The sequence below is a fragment of the Pseudomonas sp. RP-B7 genome (genome assembly GCF_059803535.1).
The window spans coordinates 23,617-46,718 of the sequence record NZ_JAPFHC010000043.1 but is presented as its reverse complement, the minus strand read 5'-3'; the positions used below and the strand labels follow the sequence as shown (position 1 = coordinate 46,718).

18 protein-coding genes and 1 other RNA gene are annotated in these 23,102 nt (G+C 60.6%); 15 read left to right on the top strand and 4 right to left on the bottom strand.

Annotated features, from left to right (window positions below; genetic code table 11):
- Window positions 1-324: 324 nt before the first annotated feature.
- The 6 genes from OPU96_RS26525 to OPU96_RS26500 all read left to right on the top strand — a co-directional run bounded on the left by OPU96_RS26525 (window position 325) and on the right by OPU96_RS26500 (window position 10,356).
- Window positions 325-2,007 (top strand): fatty acid--CoA ligase, encoded by a 1,683-nt coding sequence (locus OPU96_RS26525; protein ID WP_498559982.1) that lies wholly within the window; start codon window positions 325-327, stop codon window positions 2,005-2,007.
- A gap of 332 nt (window positions 2,008-2,339) precedes the next feature.
- The gene (locus OPU96_RS26520; protein ID WP_498559981.1) at window positions 2,340-4,280 is read left to right on the top strand and encodes a DUF1302 domain-containing protein; all 1,941 of its coding nucleotides are present in this window, start codon (window positions 2,340-2,342) and stop codon (window positions 4,278-4,280) included.
- A gap of 28 nt (window positions 4,281-4,308) precedes the next feature.
- Complete coding sequence (locus OPU96_RS26515) at window positions 4,309-5,673, top strand: DUF1329 domain-containing protein (RefSeq protein ID WP_226457711.1); 1,365 nt, start codon at window positions 4,309-4,311, stop codon at window positions 5,671-5,673.
- A gap of 224 nt (window positions 5,674-5,897) precedes the next feature.
- Complete coding sequence (locus OPU96_RS26510; protein ID WP_305392081.1) at window positions 5,898-8,627, top strand: winged helix-turn-helix domain-containing protein; 2,730 nt, start codon at window positions 5,898-5,900, stop codon at window positions 8,625-8,627.
- A gap of 88 nt (window positions 8,628-8,715) precedes the next feature.
- Entirely contained in the window at window positions 8,716-9,360 is a 645-nt protein-coding gene (locus OPU96_RS26505; protein ID WP_192297635.1) for an MBL fold metallo-hydrolase, read from the top strand.
- Between the two features lie 222 nt (window positions 9,361-9,582).
- Window positions 9,583-10,356 carry a YiaD family glycine zipper/OmpA-like lipoprotein gene (locus OPU96_RS26500; RefSeq protein WP_192297633.1) on the top strand — a complete coding sequence of 258 codons (774 nt, stop codon included), beginning with the start codon at window positions 9,583-9,585 and terminating at the stop codon, window positions 10,354-10,356.
- Between the two features lie 70 nt (window positions 10,357-10,426).
- Here OPU96_RS26500 and OPU96_RS26495 read toward each other — a convergent pair whose 3' ends face one another.
- From OPU96_RS26495 to OPU96_RS26480, 4 genes are all read right to left on the bottom strand, one after another.
- On the bottom strand, window positions 10,427-11,008 hold the full coding sequence (locus OPU96_RS26495; RefSeq protein WP_226457715.1) for a BON domain-containing protein: 582 nt from the start codon (window positions 11,006-11,008) through the stop codon (window positions 10,427-10,429).
- A complete protein-coding gene (locus OPU96_RS26490; RefSeq protein ID WP_007904374.1) occupies window positions 11,005-11,598 on the bottom strand; it encodes a phosphoheptose isomerase in 594 nt (197 codons plus the stop codon). Before OPU96_RS26490 ends, OPU96_RS26495 begins: the two co-directional genes overlap by 4 nt.
- A gap of 92 nt (window positions 11,599-11,690) precedes the next feature.
- Entirely contained in the window at window positions 11,691-12,062 is a 372-nt protein-coding gene (locus OPU96_RS26485) for a YraN family protein (protein WP_226457716.1), read from the bottom strand.
- On the bottom strand, window positions 12,062-13,873 hold the full coding sequence (locus tag OPU96_RS26480; protein ID WP_226457717.1) for a penicillin-binding protein activator: 1,812 nt from the start codon (window positions 13,871-13,873) through the stop codon (window positions 12,062-12,064). The genes OPU96_RS26485 and OPU96_RS26480 overlap by 1 nt, the downstream gene beginning before the upstream one ends.
- Before the next feature lie 176 nt (window positions 13,874-14,049).
- Here OPU96_RS26480 and rsmI point away from each other — a divergent pair, with 176 nt between their 5' ends.
- The 9 genes from rsmI to mraY all read left to right on the top strand — a co-directional run bounded on the left by rsmI (window position 14,050) and on the right by mraY (window position 23,099).
- A complete protein-coding gene (gene rsmI, locus OPU96_RS26475) occupies window positions 14,050-14,955 on the top strand; it encodes a 16S rRNA (cytidine(1402)-2'-O)-methyltransferase (RefSeq protein ID WP_192297626.1) in 906 nt (301 codons plus the stop codon).
- 96 nt (window positions 14,956-15,051) lie between these two features.
- Window positions 15,052-15,405, top strand: an RNA gene (gene rnpB, locus OPU96_RS26470) — RNase P RNA component class A.
- Window positions 15,406-15,759: 354 nt separating this feature from the next.
- A complete protein-coding gene (gene mraZ / locus OPU96_RS26465; protein ID WP_003171868.1) occupies window positions 15,760-16,215 on the top strand; it encodes a division/cell wall cluster transcriptional repressor MraZ in 456 nt (151 codons plus the stop codon).
- Window positions 16,212-17,159 (top strand): 16S rRNA (cytosine(1402)-N(4))-methyltransferase RsmH, encoded by a 948-nt coding sequence (rsmH, locus tag OPU96_RS26460; protein ID WP_370694884.1) that lies wholly within the window; start codon window positions 16,212-16,214, stop codon window positions 17,157-17,159. The genes mraZ and rsmH overlap by 4 nt, the downstream gene beginning before the upstream one ends.
- On the top strand, window positions 17,156-17,449 hold the full coding sequence (gene ftsL / locus OPU96_RS26455; RefSeq protein ID WP_105520838.1) for a cell division protein FtsL: 294 nt from the start codon (window positions 17,156-17,158) through the stop codon (window positions 17,447-17,449). Before rsmH ends, ftsL begins: the two co-directional genes overlap by 4 nt.
- On the top strand, window positions 17,449-19,191 hold the full coding sequence (locus OPU96_RS26450) for a peptidoglycan D,D-transpeptidase FtsI family protein (RefSeq protein ID WP_192297833.1): 1,743 nt from the start codon (window positions 17,449-17,451) through the stop codon (window positions 19,189-19,191). Before ftsL ends, OPU96_RS26450 begins: the two co-directional genes overlap by 1 nt.
- The gene (locus OPU96_RS26445; protein WP_192297624.1) at window positions 19,191-20,654 is read left to right on the top strand and encodes a UDP-N-acetylmuramoyl-L-alanyl-D-glutamate--2,6-diaminopimelate ligase; all 1,464 of its coding nucleotides are present in this window, start codon (window positions 19,191-19,193) and stop codon (window positions 20,652-20,654) included. Before OPU96_RS26450 ends, OPU96_RS26445 begins: the two co-directional genes overlap by 1 nt.
- Window positions 20,647-22,017, top strand: a complete 1,371-nt coding sequence (locus OPU96_RS26440; RefSeq protein WP_498559980.1) for a UDP-N-acetylmuramoyl-tripeptide--D-alanyl-D-alanine ligase — start codon at window positions 20,647-20,649, stop codon at window positions 22,015-22,017. The genes OPU96_RS26445 and OPU96_RS26440 overlap by 8 nt, the downstream gene beginning before the upstream one ends.
- Window positions 22,017-23,099 (top strand): phospho-N-acetylmuramoyl-pentapeptide-transferase, encoded by a 1,083-nt coding sequence (mraY, locus tag OPU96_RS26435; protein WP_017738698.1) that lies wholly within the window; start codon window positions 22,017-22,019, stop codon window positions 23,097-23,099. The genes OPU96_RS26440 and mraY overlap by 1 nt, the downstream gene beginning before the upstream one ends.
- Window positions 23,100-23,102 lie beyond the last annotated feature (3 nt).

Genomic DNA, 23,102 nt, shown 5'->3' with positions numbered 1-23,102 from the left:
ACGAACCCACAGCACGTGACGGCTGTGATCGAAAAATGGGCTCGGTAGTACGCTGGAAGTCATCCCTTTACTCCTGAGTGCGTTGAGAGTCCGGAGCGTAAAGAGTTGTTATCGGTAAGGGGTGTCGGAAAGTTCGCTTTCTGGTGAGGGGGGCTTCCTGATCCTTTGATTCAAAGAGAAGTAACAGAAAATGGCAGAGCAGTGGCTAAAAGCCAGCGTCTATCCCCTCCTGCAAATCATTCCTTTGGCTGATTTGGCTGAAACATAAGCGCTCTACAGTGCAGAACTTCCAGCCAAGACCGTGCAGTCATAAAAGGGATTCCTATGTTGCAGACCCGTGTTATCCCCCCCGCCGAAGGCGCCTACCAATATCCGCTGTTGATCAAGCGCCTGTTGATGTCCGGGACCCGTTACGAGAAAACCCGGGAAATCGTCTACCGTGACAAGTTGCGCTACACCTATCCGACCTTGATCGAGCGCGTCGCGCGCCTGGCCAATGTGTTGACCGAAGCCGGGGTAAAGGCCGGTGACACCGTGGCGGTGATGGACTGGGACAGCCATCGCTACCTGGAGTGCATGTTTGCCATCCCGATGATTGGCGCGGTGATCCACACCATCAACGTGCGTCTGTCGCCGGAACAGATTCTCTACACCATGAATCACGCCGAGGACCGCTTTGTGCTGGTCAACAGTGAGTTCGTGGGGCTTTACCAAGCCATCGCCGGGCAATTGACGACGGTCGACAAGACCTTGCTGCTCACCGACGGTGAATCGAAAACCGCCGAGCTGCCAGACCTCGTGGGCGAGTACGAAACCCTGTTGGCCGCCGCCAGCCCGAAATACGACTTCCAGGATTTCGACGAAAATTCCGTCGCGACCACCTTCTACACCACCGGCACCACCGGCAACCCCAAGGGCGTGTACTTCACCCATCGCCAACTGGTGCTGCACACCATCGGTGTGGCGACCATCATGGGCAGCGTCGACAGCGTGCGCCTGTTGGGCACCAACGATGTGTACATGCCGATCACGCCGATGTTCCACGTTCATGCGTGGGGCCTGCCGTATGTGGCGACCATGCTGGGCCTCAAGCAGGTCTATCCCGGCCGCTACGATCCGGAGTTTCTGGTGGAGTTGTGGCGCAAGGAGAAAGTCACTTTTTCCCATTGCGTGCCAACCATCCTGCAAATGCTGCTCAACGCCAATGCTGCACAGGGCGTGGATTTTGGCGGCTGGAAAATCGTCATCGGTGGTAGCGCGCTCAACCGTACGCTGTACGAAGCTGCCAAGGCTCGTGGGATTCAACTGACGGCTGCGTACGGCATGTCCGAGACCGGGCCGTTGGTATCGTGTGCCCACCTCAACGAAGAACTGATGGCCGGCAGCGAGGACGAACGCACCACCTACCGCATCAAGGCCGGCGTGCCCGGGCCGTTAGTAGACGCGGCGATCATCGACAGCGAAGGCAACTTCCTGCCTGCCGATGGCGAGTCCCAAGGCGAGCTGGTGCTGCGTGCGCCATGGCTGACCGAAGGCTATTACAACGAGCCGCAGAAGGGCGCCGAGCTGTGGGAAGGCGGCTGGATGCACACCGGTGACGTGGCCACGCTGGATGCGTTTGGGGTGATCGATATTCGTGATCGCATCAAGGACGTGATCAAGACCGGCGGCGAATGGGTCTCCTCCCTGGCCCTCGAAGATCTGGTCAGCCGTCACCCGGCGGTACGCGAAGTAGCGGTGGTGGGCATCGCCGATCCGCAGTGGGGTGAGCGTCCGTTCGCCTTGCTGGTGGTGCGTGATGGCCATGTGATAGGGGCCCGTGAGCTCAAGGAACACCTCAAGCCGTTCGTGGAGTTGGGCCACCTGAGCAAGTGGGCGATTCCGAGTCAGATCGCCGTTGTTACGGAAATTCCCAAGACCAGCGTCGGCAAGCTCGACAAGAAACGTATCCGCATCGACATCATTGAATGGCAGGCCAACAACAGCACGTTCCTGTCCACCCTCTGACGCCCCTCGCCGTGCCCGCCCGGGCACGGCAATGCTCTATCTTGCGCCTCTACTTGTGATTTGCCGATTTTCAGCCATCCTTGCCGCGTCGGCCTTCGCCGACATGGCGAAAGGGTTGTGGCAGACGGGTCGGTGATGCAAATCACACTTTAGAGGGATCAAGCACTACCCCCCCGCTGGCTATAGTCCCTTCCAGAGTTTTTCAAGGATGTTCCGCTTTGGGCCATGGGGGCTCAGTTGCCGAGCGGCATTGGAATCGTTGTATTCCGGCCGTTACACGCATCACAGAATGAACTCTCTGCCATAACAATAATGCACATGGAGTAGCGTCGATGACCTCAGTAAACCAGTTCTGGCGCCGGGCAAGACTGCCCCTGGCCGTCAGTCTCGCCTCTACGCTCGCCGGGCCCGCATTCGGCGTCAGTTTCAATATCGGTGAAGTCGAAGGGAGTTTTGACTCGTCTCTTTCCGTGGGGGCCAGTTGGTCGACGGAAAAGGCCAACAAGAACTTGATCGGTGCCAACAACGGTGGGCACGGTCTCTCGCAGACCTCTGACGATGGGCACCTGAACTTCAAGCGTGGTGAGACGTTCTCGAAGATCTTCAAGGGCATCCATGACCTGGAACTGAAGTACGGCGATACCGGTGTGTTCGTGCGTGGCAAGTACTGGTACGACTTTGAACTCAAGGATGAAAGTCGTCCGTTCAAGGACATCAGCGACAGCAATCGCAAAGAGGGCGCCAAATCCTCCGGCGCGCAGATCCTCGACGCCTTCATCTACCACAACTACAACATTGCCGATTTGCCGGGCTCGGTGCGTTTCGGCAAGCAGGTGGTCAGCTGGGGTGAAAGTACCTTCATTGGGGGTGGCATCAACTCCATCAACCCGATCGACGTGTCTGCGTTCCGTCGTCCGGGCGCCGAGATCAAGGAAGGCCTGATTCCGGTCAACATGTTTTATCTGTCGCAAAGCGTAACGGACAACCTGTCGGTAGACGGTTTCTACCAGTTGGAGTGGGACCAGACCGTTGTCGACAACTGTGGGACATTCTTCTCGCAGCCTGATGTGATCGCCGACGGTTGCGACAATAACCTTGCGGTACTGCGAACCCGTCAAGGCTTGTCCAACGCCTTGCCGGCGCCGTTCCGGAATGCGGCGTTCGGTGCGCTGGCGGCCCAGGGTGTGAACTTCGGCTCGCCGGATGAGGGCGCCATTGTTCGCCGTGGTCCTGACCGTGATGCGCGCGACAGCGGCCAGTTTGGTTTCGCCGCCCACTACATGTTCGAGCCGCTGGATACCGAGTTCGGCGCTTACTTCATGAACTACCACAGCCGCGCACCGATCTTCAGCGGACGAGGGGCGGCGGCGAGCAAGTACAGCCCTGCGAACCTGGTTGGGTCATTGATGGGCCAAGGGTTGACCTTGGGACAAGCCAGCGCGATCGCGCCATCGCTGTTGCCGTTCGTGGTTGCCGGCAACTCGAGTTACTACGTTGAATACCCTGAGGACATCCGCCTGTACGGCCTCAGCTTCTCTACGACGTTGCCTACCGGCACCGCGTGGAGTGGTGAAATCAGCTACCGTCCGAATGCACCGGTGCAGTTGAACACTACGGACATTCTGTATTCCGGGCTGACGCCTTTGGCCGCGGTCAACCCGGCAGCGGCCAACTACTCGGTGCTGCAAGGCAAGGCGGACCAGGACCAACCTGGCTATCGCCGTAAGGAAATCACCCAACTGCAAACCACGTTCACTCACTTTTTCGATCAGGTGATGGGGGCTGAGCGACTGACGGTTGTCGGTGAAGTTGGCTTCACTCACGTCGGTGGCCTGGAAAAAACCTCCAAGGCCCGTTACGGCCGCGATCCTAGCTACGGCCCTGGCCCACTGCCAAATGGTACGTGCCAGACCTTGAACGCTGGCACCCTGACTGGCGCTGCGCAGAACAACCTGTCGCGCTACTGCGAAAACGACGGCTTCACCACCGCCAACTCCTGGGGTTATCGCGCCCGCGCCATCTGGGATTACAACAGCGTCTTTGCAGGGATCAACCTCAAGCCTAGCGTCGCGTGGTCCCATGATGTGAGCGGCTATTCCCCTGGTCCAGGTGGCAACTTCGAAGAAGGCCGCAAGGCCGTCAGCCTTGGCCTGGACGCGGAATACCAGAACACCTACACCGCAGGCCTGTCGTACACCAACTTCTTTGATGGCAAGTACACCACGGTGGACGACCGGGATTTTGTTGCGCTCAGCTTCGGCATGAACTTCTAAGCGACCGTATTTCAGGAAGAACCAGAACATGAAAATAACTAAAAGTCTGTTGCACGTGGGTGTGCTTGGGCTGTCGATCCTGGCGAGCAACGTCATGGCGGCAGTCTCGGCGGATGAAGCCGCCAAGCTGGGCACGAGCCTGACCCCGATGGGCGCCGAAATGGCCGGTAACGCGGCGGGCACCATTCCCAAGTGGTCGCCATTGCCGACCAACGCCGGCGCTGTAGATGCCCGTGGTTTCCTGGCCAACCCTTACGCCAGTGAGCAACCGCAATTCACCATCACCGCGCAGAACGTCGAACAGTACAAAGACAAGCTGGCACCGGGCCAATACGCAATGTTCAAGCGTTACCCGGACAGCTTCAAGATGCCGGTCTACCCGACCCACCGCGGTGCCACGGTGCCGGCTGAGGTGTTCGCCTCCATCAAGAAGAACGCCACCACCACCAACCTGGTGTCTGGCGGCAACGGCCTGGAGAACTTCGAAACTGCCGTGCCGTTCCCGATCCCGAAAAGCGGCGTGGAAGTGATCTGGAACCACATCACCCGCTATCGTGGCGGCAGTGTGACGCGTCTGGTCACCCAGGCCACACCGCAAACCAACGGTTCGTTCAGCCTGGTGTACTTCAAGGACCAGTTCGTTTTCCGCGACAAGATGAAGGACTTCGACCCGAAAAACCCGGGCAACGTGCTGTTCTACTTCAAGCAGGAAGTGACTGCCCCGGCACGTCTGGCCGGTGGTGTGCTGCTGGTGCATGAAACCCTGGACCAGGTGAAGGAACCGCGTTCGGCGTGGGTCTACAACGCCGGCCAGCGCCGTGTGCGCCGGGCGCCGCAGGTGTCCTATGACGGCCCGGGTACTGCTGCCGATGGCCTGCGTACCTCAGACAACCTCGACATGTACAACGGTGCACCGGACCGCTACGACTGGAAGCTGGAGGGCAAGAAGGAAATCTACATCGCCTCCAACAGCTACAAGCTCGACGATCCGAAGCTCAAGTACGCCGACATCATCAAGGCTGGCCACATCAACCAGGACTTGGCCCGCTATGAGCTGCGCCGCGTCTGGCACGTGGTCGCGACCTTGAAGGAAGGCCAGCGCCACATCTACGCCAAGCGTGACTTCTTCATTGACGAAGATACCTGGCAAGCGGCGGTGATTGACCACTACGACGGTCGCGGCCAACTGTGGCGCGTCGCCGAGGCCCACGCCGAGAACTACTACGACAAGCAAGTGCCGTGGTATGCCGTGGAAACCCTCTACGACCTGCAGTCGGGTCGCTACCTGGCGCTGGGTATGAAGAACGAAGAGAAGCAGGCGTATAACTTCGGCTTCACCGCTACTACCAGCGACTTCACCCCGGCGGCGTTGCGTCAGGACGGTGTTCGCTAAGCCCTAGCGATTGCCCATGTGGGAGGGGGCTTGCCCCCGATGGCGGCAGGCCAGTCAATTCATCGGTTGACTGACCCGCCTCTATCGGGAGCAAGCCCCCTCTCACATTTTTTGTCTCAGTTCTTTTTCAGGCAAATGTTGCAAAGATCTACAATCCCGCCGCTTTTACCGCTAGTCTGCGGACATCTGCAATGCCGACAACAGCCTTCTACAAGAGCCCGGCGATGACTGATCTGTCCCGAATCCAAGGGCCTGCCAGTGCGGTAATCCCGACCCTGGAAGGTCGCTTCTACAGGCCACCCCTGCCTGACGGCTACGTGCTGCGACCGCGGCTGTGCGAACGGCTGACCGCCGGGCTGGACGGGCGACTGTTGCTGGTCAGCGCACCCGCCGGGTTTGGCAAGAGTTCGTTGGCGGTGGAGTTCTGCCAGAGCCTGCCGGCCCACTGGCAAAGCCTGTGGCTGGGCTTGAGCCCACGGGACAGCGACCCCGGACGTTTCCTCGAGCGCCTGCTCGACGGTTTGCAGCAGTACTTCCCGCAACTCGGCGCCCAATCCCTGGGGCTGCTGAAAATGCGCCAGCGTCACCAACCCTTTGCGTTTGAAGAATGGCTCGACGGCTTGCTCGACGAACTGACGGTGCATCTATCCACCCGCGCACCGCTATTGCTGGTACTGGATGACTACCATTTGGCCCAGGGGCCGGTGCTCGACCGTTGTCTGCAGTTTTTCCTCAACCATTTGCCTGATGGCCTGGTGGTATTGGTCACCAGTCGCCAGCGCCCGGACTGGCATCTGGCACGTCTGCGCCTGTCCCGGCACCTGCTGGAACTGCATGAGCAAGACCTGCGCCTGACCCATGCCGAGTCCCTTGCCGTACTGGATCGTCATAGCAGCTCATTGCGCGGTGAAGCTCTCGACAACCTGATCCGCCGCAGTGAGGGGTGGGTCGCCGGCCTGCGCTTCTGGTTGCTGGCCGCTTCCGAAGCGGGCAATGAAGGCGCGTTGCCGCAAAACCTGCATGGCGGCGAAGGGCTGATCCGCGATTATTTGCTGGAGGAGGTGATCGACTGCCTGCCGGCCGATGTGCAGGCCTTCTTGTTTGACACCGCCCCCATGGAACGTTTTTGCAGCGAGCTGTGCGACGCCGTACGCGAAGCCCACGACAGCGCGGAGAACCTGCGTTACCTGCAAGCCCATCAAGTGTTCCTGGTGCCACTGGATGATCAGGGCCACTGGTATCGCTACCACCATTTGTTCTCCGATTTGTTGCGGTCCCGGCGCGAAAGCAGCAACGTCTTGCCGACGGCCAGCCTGCACCTGCGCGCGTGCCGCTGGTTCAATGCCCAGGGTTTGATCGATGAAGCGGTGGAGCAGGCGTTGCGCGCCGGCCATCTGGATGTGGCCGCCAATCTGGTGCAGAACCTTTCGGAGGAGCAACTGCTGGCCGAGCAAAATGTCGGCATGTTGCTGCGCTGGAAGATGGACTTGCCGGATAGCCTGTTGATCAGCACGCCACGCCTGATCGTGCTGTATAGCTGGGCCCTGGGCCTGGCCTGCCAATTGGATGCCGCGGAGGAATTATCCGGCTACCTCAGCCGCTTTCTGCCGGCGCCTTCCGCCACCGCGCAAAAGTCGATGCTGGCCCAGTGGTTGGCGCTCAGTGGCGTTATCGCGCGCGGGCGGGGCAATCGTGAATTGACCCAGCGCTATTGCAGTGAAGCGTTGGAAAGTCTGCCGCAGCGACGCTACGGCCAGCGCTTGATGTGCCTGTCGACACTCTCCAACCTGGCCATCGTCGACGCCGATTTGTGGCGTGCCCGTGGCTTGAACCGTGAATCCCTGGAGTTGGCGCAACGTGTCGGCAACCCGCTATTTGAAGCCTTGGCCCACTATGACCGCGCACGCGTCCTACAGGCCCGGGGCGAGATTCTGCGTTCGTTGGATGAAGTGCGTCAGGGCCTGCAACGCTTGCATGGCTTGGCGCCCGAGCGGTTGTACGCAGTGCGCGCGCGGCTGTCGCTCTATGAAGGCTACCTGTTGTTGGTGCGCTACCAGCCCGATGCGGGCATTGCCCGTTTGCGCGCAGGGCTGGTGGAGGCTCGCGCCTGCCGCGATATAAGCGTGTTGATCGGGCACTGCGTGATCGCCAGCTTTGAGGGGCGGCGCAATGATTTCTCCAAGGCGTTTGCCGAACTGGCCGAGGCCGAGCGCTTGATGCATATCTGGGACGTGCCGCCGATTTACTACTTGGCGATGATCACCCTGATCAAGTGCGAACTCTGGCTGGCCCAAGGCCGCACCGACCTGGCGGATGCGTGGTTGAACCGCTTGGGGCAAACCTACAATGGTGAGCACGCCGCGGCCGCACCGGAATTTCATCCACACCTGCCGCAACATATCGGCCTGCAGCAGGCCGCGCTGGAGGCCACGCGTCATCAACCCGCTGCCGCCCTGCAACGTCTCGAAGAACTGGCGCAGCAAGCCCGGAACAGCGGACGCCAGATGATTGCGCTGATGGCCCTGACCCAGTTGGCGCAATTGCTGCTGGACGGTGGTCACGAAGCCAAGGCCCGTGTGGTTGTGGCCCAGGCCCTGGAGGCGGGCGCAGGTGGCGCGCTGCAGCCGTTCCAGCGCTTACTGGAAAACCACCCCGATTGGATGCGCGAACAGTTGGGCCAGGACGCCCATGGCTTGCTGAACCAGAGCCTGCTGGCGCTGTTGCCGGCGATTGTGGTGGTGGAGGCTGCACCCCTGCAGGAAACCCTCAGTGCACGGGAGCTGGCGGTGCTGCAACTGATCGCCGAAGGCTGCTCGAACCAGGAGATCAGCAATCGGCTGTTTATCTCGTTGCACACGGTCAAGACCCACGCGAGTCATATCAACAGCAAGCTGGGGGTGGAGCGCCGCACGCAGGCGGTGGCGCGGGCGCAGGAGTTGCGATTGATTGGTTAGCGAGTGACCGCCAGTCTGTTTTAATAGTGCAATTGTTCTGGCGATATTCGCCCGAAAGCGACATTTCGTTTGCACTAGAGGACCGCCCATGGACACCGCCAAGCCGACACTCATCCGCGAAACCTTTCCCGTCGGCCCCCTGCAATGCAACTGCACCATCATCGGCGATCCCATCAGCAAAAAAGCCATCGTGGTCGATCCGGGCGGCAACCATGAGTTGATCCTCGCGCGCCTGGATGCGCTGGGTCTCAAGGTGGTGAGCATCATCCACACCCATGCTCACCTTGATCACTTCCTGGCGTCCGGCCAATTGAAGGAGAAGACCGGTGCCACCTTGCACCTGCACAAGGAAGACCAGTTCCTGTGGGACAATCTTGAGATGCAGTGTCAGATGTTTCGCGTGCCCTACACTCCAGTGCCGGCTCCGGATCGCTGGCTGGAACATGACGAAGAGTTGGCCTGCGGTTGCGGTGTGGCGTTGCATACGCCAGGGCACACGCCGGGTTCGATGAGCTTCTGGTTTGCCGATGCCAAGTTGCTGATTGCCGGCGATACGCTGTTTCGGCGTGGCGTGGGACGTACGGACTTGTGGGGCGGGGACCAGGCGACCATCGTGCGCTCGATCAAGCAGCGCCTGTATACCCTGGATGAGGGCGCAACGGTGGTGGCAGGGCACGGGCCGGATACCCGGCTGGGGGATGAGATGCGGGAGAACCCGTTTGTACGGGCTTAGGAGGAGTGGGGCTGTTCTATAACCGATAACCGTTGTAGCAAAAACTCAGGTCGCGTTCAGCGTAGGTCTGCTACGGTTTCTATAGCAGTCTTGGTTCCGAATCTTTTGTTACTGGTCGGCGCGCGGCCACGGAATTTTTGCTGTTTGTCGCGTTCCAAACTCGGCACAGGTCCATTGCCAATGTCCTTTGCACCATAGAATGCAAAAGTAGGAGCCTCCTTCATGTTCACTTCGCGTCGTCTGCTTGTTGTCGCCACCGTCGTAGCCCTGTTGTCGGGCTGCGCTACGCCTAACCCTTACGACGGCAGCAGCCAAGGACAGGCCAGCAATGATTCCGGCGGTATGAGCAAGACCGCCAAGTACGGTGGCCTGGGTGCCCTGGCCGGTGCATTGGCCGGTGCGGCCATCGACCACAACAACCGCGGCAAGGGTGCGCTGATCGGTGCGGTGGTTGCCGGTGCCGGTGCTGCGGGCTATGGCTACTACGCCGACCAGCAAGAGAAGAAGCTGCGTGAAAGCATGGCCAATACCGGGGTCGAAGTGCAGCGCCAGGGTGACCAGATCAAGCTGATCATGCCGGGCAACATTACGTTCGCCACCAACTCGGACGCGATCTCCAGCAGCTTCTACCAGCCGCTGAACAACCTGGCCAACTCCCTCAAGCAGTTCAATCAGAACACCATCCAGATCGTCGGCTACACCGACAGCACCGGCAGCCGCCAGTTGAATATGGACCTGTCCCAGCGTCGTGCACAGAGCGTGGCCAACTACCTGACTTCCCAGGGTGTGAGTTCGGCCAACCTGAGTGTACGTGGCGCCGGTCCGGATAACCCGATTGCCAGCAACGCCGACGTCAACGGCCGTGCCCAGAACCGTCGAGTAGAGGTCAACCTTGGCCCGATCCCAGGTCAGCAATATGGCCAGCCGGGCGCCCAGCAACAAGCGCCACAACAGAACAATCAGTTCCAAGGCAACCCGTACTCGCAGTACCAGTAACACACAGGACCATAAAAAAGGGCGCCGTGCAGTCAATGCACGGCGCCCTTTTTTGTGGCTGACGGTTGGATCAGTCGATGTATTCGAACACTTTCACGATCTTCTGCACACCGGACACACCCTGCACCAGGTTGGCTGCACGGGTGGCTTCGGCCTGGGTCAGCAGGCCCATCAGGTAGACGATGCCGTTGTCGGTGACGACTTTGATACGCGAGCCAGGAATCGCGTTATCGGTCAGCATCTGTGCCTTGATCTTGGTGGTCAGCAGCGCGTCATTGCTGATGGCCAGCAGGGTGATCGGGTCCATGACCTGCAGTTCGTTGTGCACCTTCTTCACACGCTGCACCGCTGAGGCGGCCTGTTCAGCCTGGGCCTTGAGGTCGGCACGCGGAGTCTGGCCGGCCAGCAGGACCACACCGTTGAAGCTGGTGACGACGATGCGCGACGCACCGTTGCCCAAGTCGGTAGCGGCCTTGGCGATGTTGACCTCAACCTTGGTTTCGATCAGCGAGTCGTCGATCTTGCTGCCGAAGGTGCGGGTGCCCTTGTCATCCTGGATCGGGGTGTCACGTGTTGCAGTGATTGCCGTGCTGCAGCCGCTGATAGCGATGCACAGCGTGATGGCCAATAGGCTGAGGCGGTTAACGGTCATTCTTCACTCCCAAACAATTGGCTGTCGATCAGATCGCATAGGCAGTGGATCGCCAGCAGATGGACTTCCTGGATACGTGCGGTGACATTGGCTGGAACGCGGATCTCCACGTCCTCCGGCAACAATAGCGAAGCCATGCCGCCGCCATCGCGCCCGGTCAATGCTACGACAATCATTTCGCGATCATGTGCGGCCTGGATCGCTTGAATAATGTTTGCCGAGTTGCCGCTGGTGGAAATCGCCAGCAGCACATCGCCAGGTTGGCCCAGGGCGCGGATCTGCTTGGAGAAGATTTCGTTGTAGCTGTAGTCGTTGGCAATCGAGGTGATTGTCGACGAATCGGTGGTCAGGGCGATGGCCGGCAAGCTCGGACGCTCGCGTTCGAAGCGGTTGAGCAGTTCGGACGAGAAATGCTGGGCATCGCCGGCCGAACCGCCGTTGCCGCACGAAAGCATTTTGCCCTCGTTGAGCAACGCGTTGACCATGACCTGACTGGCTTGCTCGATGTGCGGTGCAAGTACGTCCATCGCCTGTTGCTTGGTGTCGATGCTGGCCTGGAAAAGCTGGCGAATTCGGGATTGCATGTCCATCTGTGTGACCTTAAGTAGCGCGGCTGTTTGGCACAGGAATGTGCAGCCCGCAAAGCAAAGAGCAAAAGTGTGTGGTGAAGATGTCCGGCGAATCAGCTGTCGAAGGCATCTTTGAGCCAGTTCAGATCAGCCTGACCAGACGGTGTGCGTTCAATGGCAACCACATCGAAACGGCAGGGGGCGTCGGCCCAGCGATGCTCTTTCTGCAGGAAAAACTGCGCGGCGAGTATCAGCTTCTGACGCTTGCGCCCGTCGATACTGGCGAGCGCGCCACCCCATTGTGCGTGTTTTCTGTAGCGGACTTCGACGAATACTACTGTATCGCCGTCAAGCATGACCAGATCAAGCTCACCGCGTTTACACAACCAGTTCTGCGCCAGAAGGCGCAGACCCTGCTGTTGCAAGTGTTTCAGAGCTTGCAGTTCGGCGTCCTTGCCGCTTTGTGCGCTGGACCGCTCGGGCATCAGCGCGGGGTGTCGGGCAGGCGCTGGATGTCGCCGCCAACAAACTTGGCCCATGGCATCTGGCGATCAACACGCTGGCTGGCACTGATGCCCAGGTTGCCAGAGAGACCATCAATACGAGTGTCCGGCAGTGCCTTGAGTTGGCCCAGGCGTGGCGCCAGGCGGTAGGCGTCAACGCCCATCGCGTACAGGCGGCCAAGGCTACCATTGGCTTGCGGCCACTGCGCAGCCACCTGATTGCGCAGCGGGTCGGTGCTGTTGAGCAACCAAGGGGTTTCGCAGAACATCACGTTGGTCATGTCCAGGTATTGGTTCTTGTCACCGCTGGCACTGAATACGTGGGAGGTCGCATACACCGGTACATCACCGGCGTACTGGAAGTTCAGGGTCGGCTTGATCTGCTGGGCCAACTGCGGGGTCACGGCCAGGAAGATGAACTCGATGTCCTGACGGCGCGAAGGTTGCGCTGCTACGTCAGTGCCGACCGTGTTTTGCAGGCTCTTGGCGCGGCCTTCGCTTTTGCGCAGTTGGAACAGGTCGGCGATTTGCTGGGCCAGGGCGACCGGCTGGTCGACGTATTCCACGCCGACAACGGTACCGCCGTTGGCTTCCCAATCCTGGCGGAAGGCCTTGTAGACACGCTCACCCCATTCACCACGCGGCACCATGGCGGCCGCACGATGCAAACCGTCGGCGCGGGCACGACGCGAGACTTCACGGGCTTCATCTTCAGCGGCCAGGCCGAACTGGAACAGTTGCGCCGGGTTCTGGTCGGCCTCGCTGTAGTTCAGTGCCAGGGTGGTGATCGGCAGTTGCGGGCGTGCGCTCAGCTGTTTGACCAGCGGTTTTTCCAGCGGGCCGACCACCAGTTGCACGCCGGCAGCCTGGGCCTTGGCGTAGAAGTCGTCGATGGAGGTCAGGCGCGAGCTGTCAAAGAACTCGATGACCGGCGGCTTCTGCCCGGCCTGCTGAGCCTGGTAGTGCGCCGCCATGAAACCTTCACGCAGCGCTTTGCCGACGGAGGCCAGCGGGCCTTCCTGCGGCAGCAACAGGGCGATCTTGTTCAGGGGCTGGCTGGCCAGTTCCTTGAGCTTGGTCAGTGGCAACGGCAGTTGTACGGCTGCCGGGTGGCTTGGGTTCTGCGCGCGCCAGGTGTCGATGGCGGCTTGTTGTTGCTCCAGGGTGCCGGCACCTTTGACCGCTTGGGCCAGGGTGATCCAGCCGTCGAGCGTTGGGTTGCCGCTGGCTTGCAGTTGGTCGGCAGGCACTGCAGCAATCAAGGTCCAGATGGCTTCGTGGTTGTTTTTGGCTGCATCACCGCTGAGCAGTGGGGCCATGGCCACGCGTTCGCGGGCGGCGGCCAGCGTCTGGCCATCGGCTTCATAGGCGCGGGCGTGCACGCTGCCGGTGCGCAGCTGTTGTTCGGGCGGCAGGTCCTTCAGGTTTTGCAGGCTTGGGTGGCTCAGGGCGGTCAACGCCGCCTTGGGCTGGTTGCGCGCCATGGCCAGTTCGGCAGCCAGGGTGCTGGCAAATACTTGCGCGGCTGGTTTCAGGACGTCCAGGGGCACCTGCGCAAGAATCTGCGACGAGCGGCCTGGATTGTTTTGGTGGTAAGCCATGTCTGCCGCACTCAGGCGCAGCAAAGCGGCCTTTTCTGGCGTCTTGGCGGAGGTGGCCTGTTCGAGCAGTTGCTCGATACTGGCGTCCGGGGTCCGTGGGAGGTCGCCAAGGCTGGACGAGGGCGAGCTGGCGCAAGCGGCCAACAGGGCAGCGAGGCAGAGGGCGGAGAGCAGCCGCAGGCAAGCGATCATGTAAGTGTTCCTGATACCGATCAAATTAGCGTGGAATTGTACCCAAGCACTGGCCCAGGCGCGATGTTACTGGCGTGAAACCGTCGAATTAGGTCGTGCAAATGTTGCTGGTGGCCATCATTGGCTGAAAAGGCATCGGCCGTGATGGCATATTTTCAAGGCGTCTACGCGTTACAATGCGGCTTTTGCCAACCATCGAGGTGTGCGTTTTGACTGCTCCAGGTCCTTTGAATTCCACTGCTGGCTCGCTTTTTGTGGTGGCGACGCCCATTGGCAACCTGGACGACATCAGCGCTCGGGCGCTGAAAGTGTTGCGCGAGGTTAAATTGATCGCGGCGGAAGATACGCGGCACTCCCAGCGCTTGATGCAGCATTTTGGTATCAGCACGCCATTAGCGGCCTGTCACGAACACAACGAGCGGGAAGAAGGCAGCCGCTTTATCGTGCGCTTGCTGGCCGGTGATGACGTGGCGCTGATCTCCGACGCGGGCACGCCGCTGATTTCCGACCCTGGCTACCATCTGGTGCGTCAGGCAAGGGCCGCTGGTATCAATGTAGTGCCTGTTCCGGGGGCTTGCGCACTGATTGCAGCATTGTCGGCTGCAGGCCTGCCGTCGGACCGCTTTATTTTTGAAGGTTTCCTGCCGGCCAAGGCCGTGGGGCGGCGTGCGCGCCTGCAAGCGTTGAAGGAAGAGCCGCGTACGCTGATCTTCTATGAGGCCCCTCACCGCATTCTTGAATGTTTGCAGGATATGGAATTGGTGTTCGGTGGCGAGCGCCTGGCACTGCTGGCCCGCGAGCTGACCAAGACCTTCGAAACCCTCAAGGGCCTGCCGCTGGAAGAGCTGCGCGCATTTGTCGAAGGCGACAGCAACCAGCAGCGCGGCGAGTGTGTGGTGCTCGTGGCGGGCTGGACGGCGCCGGAGAGTGAAGATGCGGTAAACAGCGAGGCCATGCGCATTCTCGACCTACTGCTCAAGGAAATGCCCCTCAAGCGTGCGGCAGCGTTGGCGGCGGAAATTACCGGCGTGCGCAAGAATGTGTTGTATCAAGTTGCGCTGGATAAACAGAAAGCCGAATAGTTCCGGGGCCAAAGCTGTATTCCGTCTGAACGTGATGGCAATTCTGAACTTTTATTACTTGTCCTAAGTCCGCCGTGCCGTTAACCTGCGCGGCGGAGAGTCGATTGGACAGTCGCTGCCCTCTATGGAAATTAGGGGGGGGAGGAAAGTCCGGGCTCCATAGGGCGAAGTGCCAGGTAATGCCTGGGAGGCGTGAGCCTACGGAAAGTGCCACAGAAAATAACCGCCTAAGCGCTTCGGTGCCGGTAAGGGTGAAAAGGTGCGGTAAGAGCGCACCGCACGACTGGCAACAGTTCGTGGCTAGGTAAACCCCACTTGGAGCAAGACCAAATAGGGTCCCAAGGCGTGGCCCGCGCTGGGACCGGGTAGGTTGCTAAAGATGTCCAGTGATGGCCATCGTAGACGAATGACTGTTCAAGACAGAACCCGGCTTACAGATCGACTCTCCACCTTTTTCCTTCTGTCCGAATCTCGTGCAGAAAACCGGTAGTAACGCAAGAATCCCTCCCTGCCGAATCATTGGCAGATGCATCTTCGTAATACCAAAAAAATCTTACTCTTAATAAATCACTTTAACTTTGAGCGATAGCTCTTTGAGCTGTTTGTGCTTGCTGGGTCAAAAACTTCGCCAAACTCTCGTTTCTCCTCCTTTTACGCTCCTAAATCTCCGTTCTGTAAGGCTTTTCCTTGAATCCGCGCCTTGACGGTGTGGTGGGCGCATTCCTATAGTGTGCGCAAGTGGCGGAAAGTGGCACAAAGTGGGTTTTTTGAACGTAAAACGCTAAAATTTGGAGAAACGCATCTGTGTTTCGCGGAGCTAACGCTATCAGTCTCGATGCAAAAGGCCGTCTCGCCATGCCGAGCCGGTATCGTGACGAGCTCATTTCGCGAAGTTCTGGACAGTTGATCATCACGATCGATGCCGTTGACCCTTGTTTATGTGTTTACCCCCTCGATGAGTGGGAGTTGATTGAAACCAAATTGCGCGCTCTTCCTTCATTGCGTGAAGAAAACCGTCGCCTGCAGCGTTTGCTGATTGGTAATGCCGTCGACCTCGAGCTCGACGGCAGTGGTCGCTTCCTGGTACCGCCGCGTTTGCGCGAGTACGCCAAGCTGGATAAGCGCGCAATGCTGGTCGGCCAACTGAACAAGTTCCAATTGTGGGACGAAGATGCCTGGGATGCTGTTTCTGCAGCTGACCTGGCTGCTATTCAACAACCGGGCGCCATGCCTGATGAACTGCGTGATTTGATCTTGTGACTATTGATAGCGGCTTTAACCACATCACCGTATTGCTTGACGAAGCCGTTGAGGCTCTCGCTGTGCGCGCGGATGGTTGCTATCTGGATGGCACGTTCGGCAGGGGCGGGCATAGCCGCTTGATACTCAGCCAGCTTGGGTCCGACGGAAAGCTCCTCGGATTCGACAAGGACCCCCAAGCGATTGCCACCGGGCAAGCGCTAGCGGCCGAAGACGGCCGCTTTGTCGTTGTGCAGCGCAGCTTTGCCGAGCTGGGTGCCGAAGTCGCCGAGCGCGGCATGGCGGGCAAAGTGGCCGGGGTTTTGCTCGACCTGGGCGTGTCCTCGCCACAGCTCGATGATCCCGAGCGTGGCTTCAGCTTCATGAACGACGGCCCGCTCGACATGCGCATGGACCCTACCCGGGGCATCAGTGCGGCCGAGTTCATCGCCACCGCTTCCCACGAAGAAATCACCCGTGTATTCAAGGAATACGGCGAAGAGCGCTTCGCCGGCCGCATGGCCCGTGCCGTGGTCGAGCGCCGCGAAATCCAGCCGTTCGAGCGCACCGCCGACCTGGCTGAAGTGCTGAAAGTCGCCAACCCGGCGTGGGAGAAGGGCAAGAACCCGGCCACCCGTGCGTTCCAGGGCCTGCGCATTCACGTCAACAACGAATTGGGCGATCTGGAAGCGGGCCTCGAAGCCGCGCTGGATGCCTTGGAAGTGGGCGGTCGCCTGGTGGTGATCAGCTTCCACTCCCTGGAAGACCGCATCGTCAAATTGTTCATGCGCCGTCTGGTCAAGGGTGAGTCCGACAACCTGCCGCGCAACCTGCCGGTACGTTTCGAAGCCTTCGTGCCGAAAATCAAGATCCATGGCAAAGCGCAATTCGCTTCCGAAGCCGAACTGAAGGCCAACCCACGTTCGCGCAGCGCCGTCATGCGTGTCGCGGAGAAGCTGCGTTGAGCAAGCTTTTCGCCAAGCCCCTCCCGGGCGGCAGCTTCTTCATGATGCTGTTGTACGTCGGCGTGCTGGTGTCCGCGATTGCGGTGTCCTACAGTGCCCACTTCAACCGTCAATTGCTCAACACCCTGTACGGGGAGTTGAGTGTGCGTGACAAGGCGCAGGCCGAGTGGGGGCGACTGATCCTGGAGCAAAGCACCTGGACGGCCCACAGCCGTATCGAAGTGCTGGCCACTGAACAGCTGAAAATGCACATCCCCGGCGCGGCCGAAGTCCGCATGGTGGCGCCATGATGAAGCTCGAAGGCGCACTCTACCCCTGGCGCTTCCGCCTGATGCTCGGCTTGCTGGCATTGATGGTGGGCGCGATCGCCTGGCGGATCATCGACCTGCAAGTGATCGATCGTGACTTCCTGATCGGCCAGGGCGATGCCCGCAGCCTGCGGCATATCCCGATCCCTGCGCACCGCGGCCTGATCACTGACCGTAACGGCGAGCCCCTGGCCGTCAGTACGCCGGTGACCACCCTGTGGGCCAACGCCAAGGAACTGCAAACCGCCAAGGAAAAGTGGCCGCAGCTTGCCGCCGCCTTGGGCCAGGACCCGAAGGCCCTCTCCGAGCGCCTCGAAGCCCAGGCCAACAAAGAGTTCATCTACCTTGTTCGCGGCCTGACCCCCGAACAAGGCCAGCAAGTGCTCGACCTCAAGGTTCCCGGTGTCTACGGCATCGAGGAGTTCCGGCGTTTTTACCCGGCCGGTGAAACCACCGCCCACATGGTTGGCTTTACCGACATCGATGACCACGGCCGCGAAGGCGTGGAGTTGGCCTACGATGAATGGCTGGCCGGGGTTCCCGGCAAACGACAAGTCATCAAGGATCGGCGCGGCAGACTGATCAAGGATGTCCAGGTCACCAAAAACGCCAAGGCCGGTAAGCCCTTGGCGTTGTCGATTGACCTGCGTCTGCAGTATCTGGCCAACCGCGAGCTGCGTAACGCGATCATCGAGAACGGCGCCAAGGCCGGCAGCCTGGTGATCATGGACGTGAAGACCGGCGAGATCCTCGCCATGGTCAACCAGCCGACCTACAACCCGAACAACCGTCGCAACCTGCAACCGGCGATGATGCGCAACCGCGCCATGATCGACGTGTTCGAGCCGGGTTCGACCATGAAAGCCATCTCCATGAGTGCCGCCCTCGAAACCGGACGCTGGAAGCCCAGCGACAAGGTCGAGGTCTATCCGGGCACCTTGCAGTTGGGCAAATACACCATCCGTGACGTGTCCCGTACCGAAGGCCCGGTGCTGGATCTGACAGGTATCCTGATCAACTCCAGTAACGTGGGCATGAGTAAGGTCGCCTTCGATATTGGCGGCGAAACCATCTACCACCTGGCGCAGAAGATCGGCCTGGGTCAACCCACCGGCCTCGACTTCCCGGGCGAGCGCGTAGGCAACCTGCCGAACTATCGCGACTGGAAGAAAGCCGAGACAGCAACGCTCTCCTACGGCTACGGCCTGTCGGTGACCGCGATCCAGCTGGCCCACGCCTTCTCGGTATTGGCCAACAATGGTCGCATGGTTCCACTGAGCCTGATCCACGTCGACGAAGCGCCGAAAGCCACCCAGGTTATCCCGGAAAACGTCGCCAAGACCATGCAGGGCATGCTGCAACAAGTGATCGAAGCACCGCGCGGCGTATTCCGTGCCCAGGTGCCGGCGTACCACGTGGGCGGCAAGTCCGGTACTGCGCGTAAAACCTCGGTGGGCACCAAGGGCTACGCCGAGAACTCCTACCGTTCGCTGTTCGCCGGCTTCGGCCCGATGAGCGATCCACGCTACGCCATCGTCGTAGTGATCGACGAACCGAGTAAAGCCGGCTACTTCGGTGGCCTGGTATCGGCGCCGGTGTTCAGCAAAGTGATGTCCGGCACCCTGCGCCTGATGAACATCACCCCGGACAACCTGCCGCCGACCCAACAAGCGAACGCCGGACCACCGGCCGCTGCTGTAAAAGCCAATGGAGGGCGCGGCTGATGTCTCTTAGCCTGAACAAGATTTTTGCCCACGCCGGTCGTGATCTGCTGATCCGCGAGTTGAGCCTGGACAGCCGCAATGTGCGCGCCGGGGACCTGTTCCTGGCGGTGCCGGGCGGCAAGTTCGATGGTCGCGAGCACATCGCCGATGCCTTGCAGCGCGGTGCGGCGGCCGTGGCCTATGAAGTGGAAGGCGCCACTGTGCTGCCGATCACCGACGTGCCGTTGATTCCGGTCAAGGGCCTGGCCAAGCAGCTGTCGGACATCGCCGGGCGCTTCTATGGCGAGCCGAGCCGTCACCTCAACCTGGTGGGCGTCACCGGCACCAACGGCAAGACCAGCGTGACCCAGCTTGTGGCCCAGGCGCTTGACCTGCTCGGCCAGCACTGTGGCATCGTCGGCACCCTCGGCACCGGTTTTTATGGTGCGCTGCAAAGCGGCCTCCATACCACGCCGAACCCGATTGCCGTACAAGCGACCTTGGCCGACTTGAAAAAGGCCGGCGCCAAGGCCGTTGCCATGGAGGTCTCGTCCCACGGCCTGGACCAGGGCCGCGTGACCGCGCTGGCATTTGACGTGGCGGTGATGACCAACCTGTCCCGTGATCACCTCGATTACCACGGCACCATGGAGGCATACGCCGCCGCCAAGGCCAAGCTGTTTGCCTGGAATGAATTGAAGTGCCGGGTGGTGAACCTGGACGACGCGTTCGGTCGCCAACTGGCAGCAGAGGACCGCGAGTCTCGGCTGATCAGCTACAGCCTGGAAGATTCCAGCGCGTACCTGTATTGCCGTGAAGCCCAATTCAATGACGAAGGCGTGCGCGCCACTTTGGTCACGCCCCAGGGCGAGCATCATTTGCGCAGCACCTTGCTCGGTCGTTTCAACCTGAGCAACGTCCTCGCCGCCGTCGGTGCTTTGCTCGGCCTGGACTACGCCCTGGATGAAATCCTGCGGGTGCTGCCCAAGCTGGAAGGCCCGGCCGGTCGCATGCAGCGTTTGGGTGGCGGTTCGCAGCCGCTGGTGGTGGTTGATTACGCCCACACTCCGGATGCCCTGGAAAAAGTCCTGGTAGCCCTGCGTCCTCACGCCAAGGGCAAGTTGCTGTGCCTGTTCGGCTGCGGTGGCGATCGTGATCGCGGCAAACGTCCATTGATGGCCGAGATCGTCGAACGTCTGGCCGATGGCGTGCTTGTCACTGACGACAACCCACGCAGCGAAGATCCGAGCCAGATTTTCGATGACATCCGCGTCGGTTTCAAAGACGCGTCCAAGGTCACCTTCGTTGCCGGCCGCGGCGCCGCCATCGCCCAATTGATCGCCGGCGCCAGCGCTGACGACGTGGTGGTGCTGGCCGGTAAAGGTCACGAGGACTACCAGGAAATCAACGGCGAACGCCATGCCTTCTCCGATCTGGTCGAGGCCGATCACGCCTTGACCGCCTGGGAGGTTGCCCATGCTTGAAGCGATGAAATTCAGCGAACTGACCCAGGCCCTGTCGGCCCGTATGCTGTCGGGCGATTGCAGCTTCAACGGTGTCAGCATCGACAGTCGTAACATCAAGCCGGGACAGCTGTTTGTCGCCTTGGCCGGCCCGCGTTTCGATGGTCACGACTACCTGAATGATGTCGCCGCCAAAGGCGCGGTGGGGGCCTTGGTGCAGCGCGAAGTGGCGGATTCCACCTTGCCGCAATTGCTGGTCGCCGATACCCGTCTGGCCCTCGGCCAGTTGGGTGCGCTGAACCGTGCCGCCTTCAACAAACCCGTTGCAGCCATCACCGGCTCCAGCGGCAAGACCACGGTCAAGGAACTGCTCGCCGGTGTCCTGCGCACACGCGGGCCGGTGCTCGCCACCCGTGGCAACCTGAACAATGATTTCGGCGCTCCGCTGACCCTGCTCGAACTGGCTCCGGAACACACGGCGGCGGTGATTGAGCTGGGCGCGTCGCGCATCGGTGAAATCGCCTACACCGTGGCGCTGACCAAGCCCCACGTGGCGATCATCAACAACGCCGGCACCGCTCACGTCGGTGAGTTCGGCGGCCCGGAAAAAATCGTCGAAGCCAAGGGCGAAATCCTTGAAGGCCTCGATGCTGCGGGCACTGCGGTATTGAATCTGGACGACAAGGCCTTCGAGACCTGGCGTGTACGCGCCGCCGGTCGCAAGGTCCTGACGTTTGCCGTGCACAACGCAGCGGCAGACTTCCACGCTTCCAACATCTGCGTCGACGCCCGTGGCTGCCCGTCCTTCACCTTGCACACGCCACAAGGCAGCGAGCAGGTGCAGTTGAATCTGCTGGGCAACCACAACGTCGCCAACGCCTTGGCCGCCGCTGCTGCCGCCCACGCCCTGGGTGTGTCGCTGTTCGGGATCGTCACCGGCCTGGGCGCGGTGCAGCCGGTCAAGGGCCGCACCGTGGCGCAGTTGGCCACCAACGGCATGCGCGTGATCGATGACACCTACAACGCCAACCCGTCCTCCATCAACGCCGCTGTCGACCTGCTGAAGGGCTTTGCCGGGCGCAAGGTCCTGGTGCTCGGCGACATTGGCGAGCTGGGCGATTGGGCTGAACAAGGCCACCGCGAAGTCGGTGCCTATGCCGCTGGCAAAGTCGATGCGCTGTACGCCGTGGGGACGAACATGGCCCACGCCGTGGCCGCCTTTGGCCCCGGTGCGCGGCACTTCGCGACCCAGGCCGAGCTGATCCAGGCGCTGGCTACGGCTGAACAAGACAAACAAACCACTATTTTGATCAAGGGATCGCGCAGCGCGGTGATGGAAAACGTCGTCGCGGCCTTGTGTGGCTCAAGTACGGAGAAACATTAATGCTGCTGCTGCTGGCTGAGTATCTGCAACAGTTCCACAAAGGCTTCGCGGTCTTCCAGTACCTGACCCTGCGCGGGATTCTGGGTGTGCTGACCGCGCTGTCTCTGTCGCTGTTCCTGGGGCCGTGGATGATCCGCACCCTGCAGAACCTGCAAATTGGTCAATCGGTTCGTAATGACGGCCCGCAGTCGCACCTGTCCAAGTCCGGCACCCCGACCATGGGCGGTGCGCTGATCCTGTCGTCCATCGGCATCAGCACCTTGCTCTGGGCTGACCTGCACAACCGCTACGTGTGGACGGTGTTGCTGGTGACCCTGTTGTTCGGCGCCATTGGCTGGGTCGATGACTACCGCAAAGTGATCGAGAAAAACTCCAAGGGGCTGCCAAGCCGCTGGAAGTATTTCTGGCAGTCGGTGTTCGGCCTGGGCGCAGCGATCTTCCTGTTCATGACCGCGCCAAGTGCGGTGGAAACCACCCTGATCATCCCGATGCTCAAGGACGCCAGCATTCCACTGGGCGTTGGCTTCGTGGTGCTGACCTATTTCGTGATCGTCGGCTCCAGCAACGCGGTGAACCTCACCGATGGCCTCGACGGCCTGGCGATCATGCCGACGGTGATGGTGGGCGGCGCGCTTGGCATCTTCTGCTACCTGTCGGGTAACGTGAAATTCGCTGAATACCTGTTGATCCCGTATGTACCGGGCGCGGGCGAGCTGATCGTGTTCTGCGGCGCGCTGATCGGTGCCGGCCTGGGCTTCCTGTGGTTCAACACCTACCCCGCACAGGTCTTCATGGGCGACGTCGGCGCACTGGCGTTGGGCGCGGCCCTGGGCACCATCGCGGTGATCGTGCGCCAGGAAATCGTCCTGTTCATCATGGGCGGTGTGTTCGTGATGGAAACCCTGTCGGTGGTCATCCAGGTGGCGTCCTTCAAATTGACCGGGCGTCGCGTGTTCCGCATGGCGCCGATCCACCACCACTTTGAACTCAAGGGCTGGCCCGAGCCGCGCGTGATCGTCCGTTTCTGGATCATCACCGTGATTCTCGTGTTGGTCGGCCTTGCCACCCTGAAACTGAGGTAGAAA

What these genes read in the sequence shown, in the direction of transcription:
- OPU96_RS26525 (WP_498559982.1), top strand. Translation starts at nt 325, where the DNA reads ATGTTGCAGACCCGTGTTATCCCCCCCGCCGAAGGCGCCTACCAATAT.
- OPU96_RS26520 (WP_498559981.1), top strand. Translation starts at nt 2,340, where the DNA reads ATGACCTCAGTAAACCAGTTCTGGCGCCGGGCAAGACTGCCCCTGGCC.
- OPU96_RS26515 (WP_226457711.1), top strand. Translation starts at nt 4,309, where the DNA reads ATGAAAATAACTAAAAGTCTGTTGCACGTGGGTGTGCTTGGGCTGTCG.
- OPU96_RS26510 (WP_305392081.1), top strand. Translation starts at nt 5,898, where the DNA reads ATGACTGATCTGTCCCGAATCCAAGGGCCTGCCAGTGCGGTAATCCCG.
- OPU96_RS26505 (WP_192297635.1), top strand. Translation starts at nt 8,716, where the DNA reads ATGGACACCGCCAAGCCGACACTCATCCGCGAAACCTTTCCCGTCGGC.
- OPU96_RS26500 (WP_192297633.1), top strand. Translation starts at nt 9,583, where the DNA reads ATGTTCACTTCGCGTCGTCTGCTTGTTGTCGCCACCGTCGTAGCCCTG.
- OPU96_RS26495 (WP_226457715.1), bottom strand. Translation starts at nt 11,008, where the DNA reads ATGACCGTTAACCGCCTCAGCCTATTGGCCATCACGCTGTGCATCGCT.
- OPU96_RS26490 (WP_007904374.1), bottom strand. Translation starts at nt 11,598, where the DNA reads ATGGACATGCAATCCCGAATTCGCCAGCTTTTCCAGGCCAGCATCGAC.
- OPU96_RS26485 (WP_226457716.1), bottom strand. Translation starts at nt 12,062, where the DNA reads ATGCCCGAGCGGTCCAGCGCACAAAGCGGCAAGGACGCCGAACTGCAA.
- OPU96_RS26480 (WP_226457717.1), bottom strand. Translation starts at nt 13,873, where the DNA reads ATGATCGCTTGCCTGCGGCTGCTCTCCGCCCTCTGCCTCGCTGCCCTG.
- rsmI (WP_192297626.1), top strand. Translation starts at nt 14,050, where the DNA reads ATGCGGCTTTTGCCAACCATCGAGGTGTGCGTTTTGACTGCTCCAGGT.
- OPU96_RS26450 (WP_192297833.1), top strand. Translation starts at nt 17,449, where the DNA reads ATGAAGCTCGAAGGCGCACTCTACCCCTGGCGCTTCCGCCTGATGCTC.
- OPU96_RS26445 (WP_192297624.1), top strand. Translation starts at nt 19,191, where the DNA reads ATGTCTCTTAGCCTGAACAAGATTTTTGCCCACGCCGGTCGTGATCTG.
- OPU96_RS26440 (WP_498559980.1), top strand. Translation starts at nt 20,647, where the DNA reads ATGCTTGAAGCGATGAAATTCAGCGAACTGACCCAGGCCCTGTCGGCC.
- mraY (WP_017738698.1), top strand. Translation starts at nt 22,017, where the DNA reads ATGCTGCTGCTGCTGGCTGAGTATCTGCAACAGTTCCACAAAGGCTTC.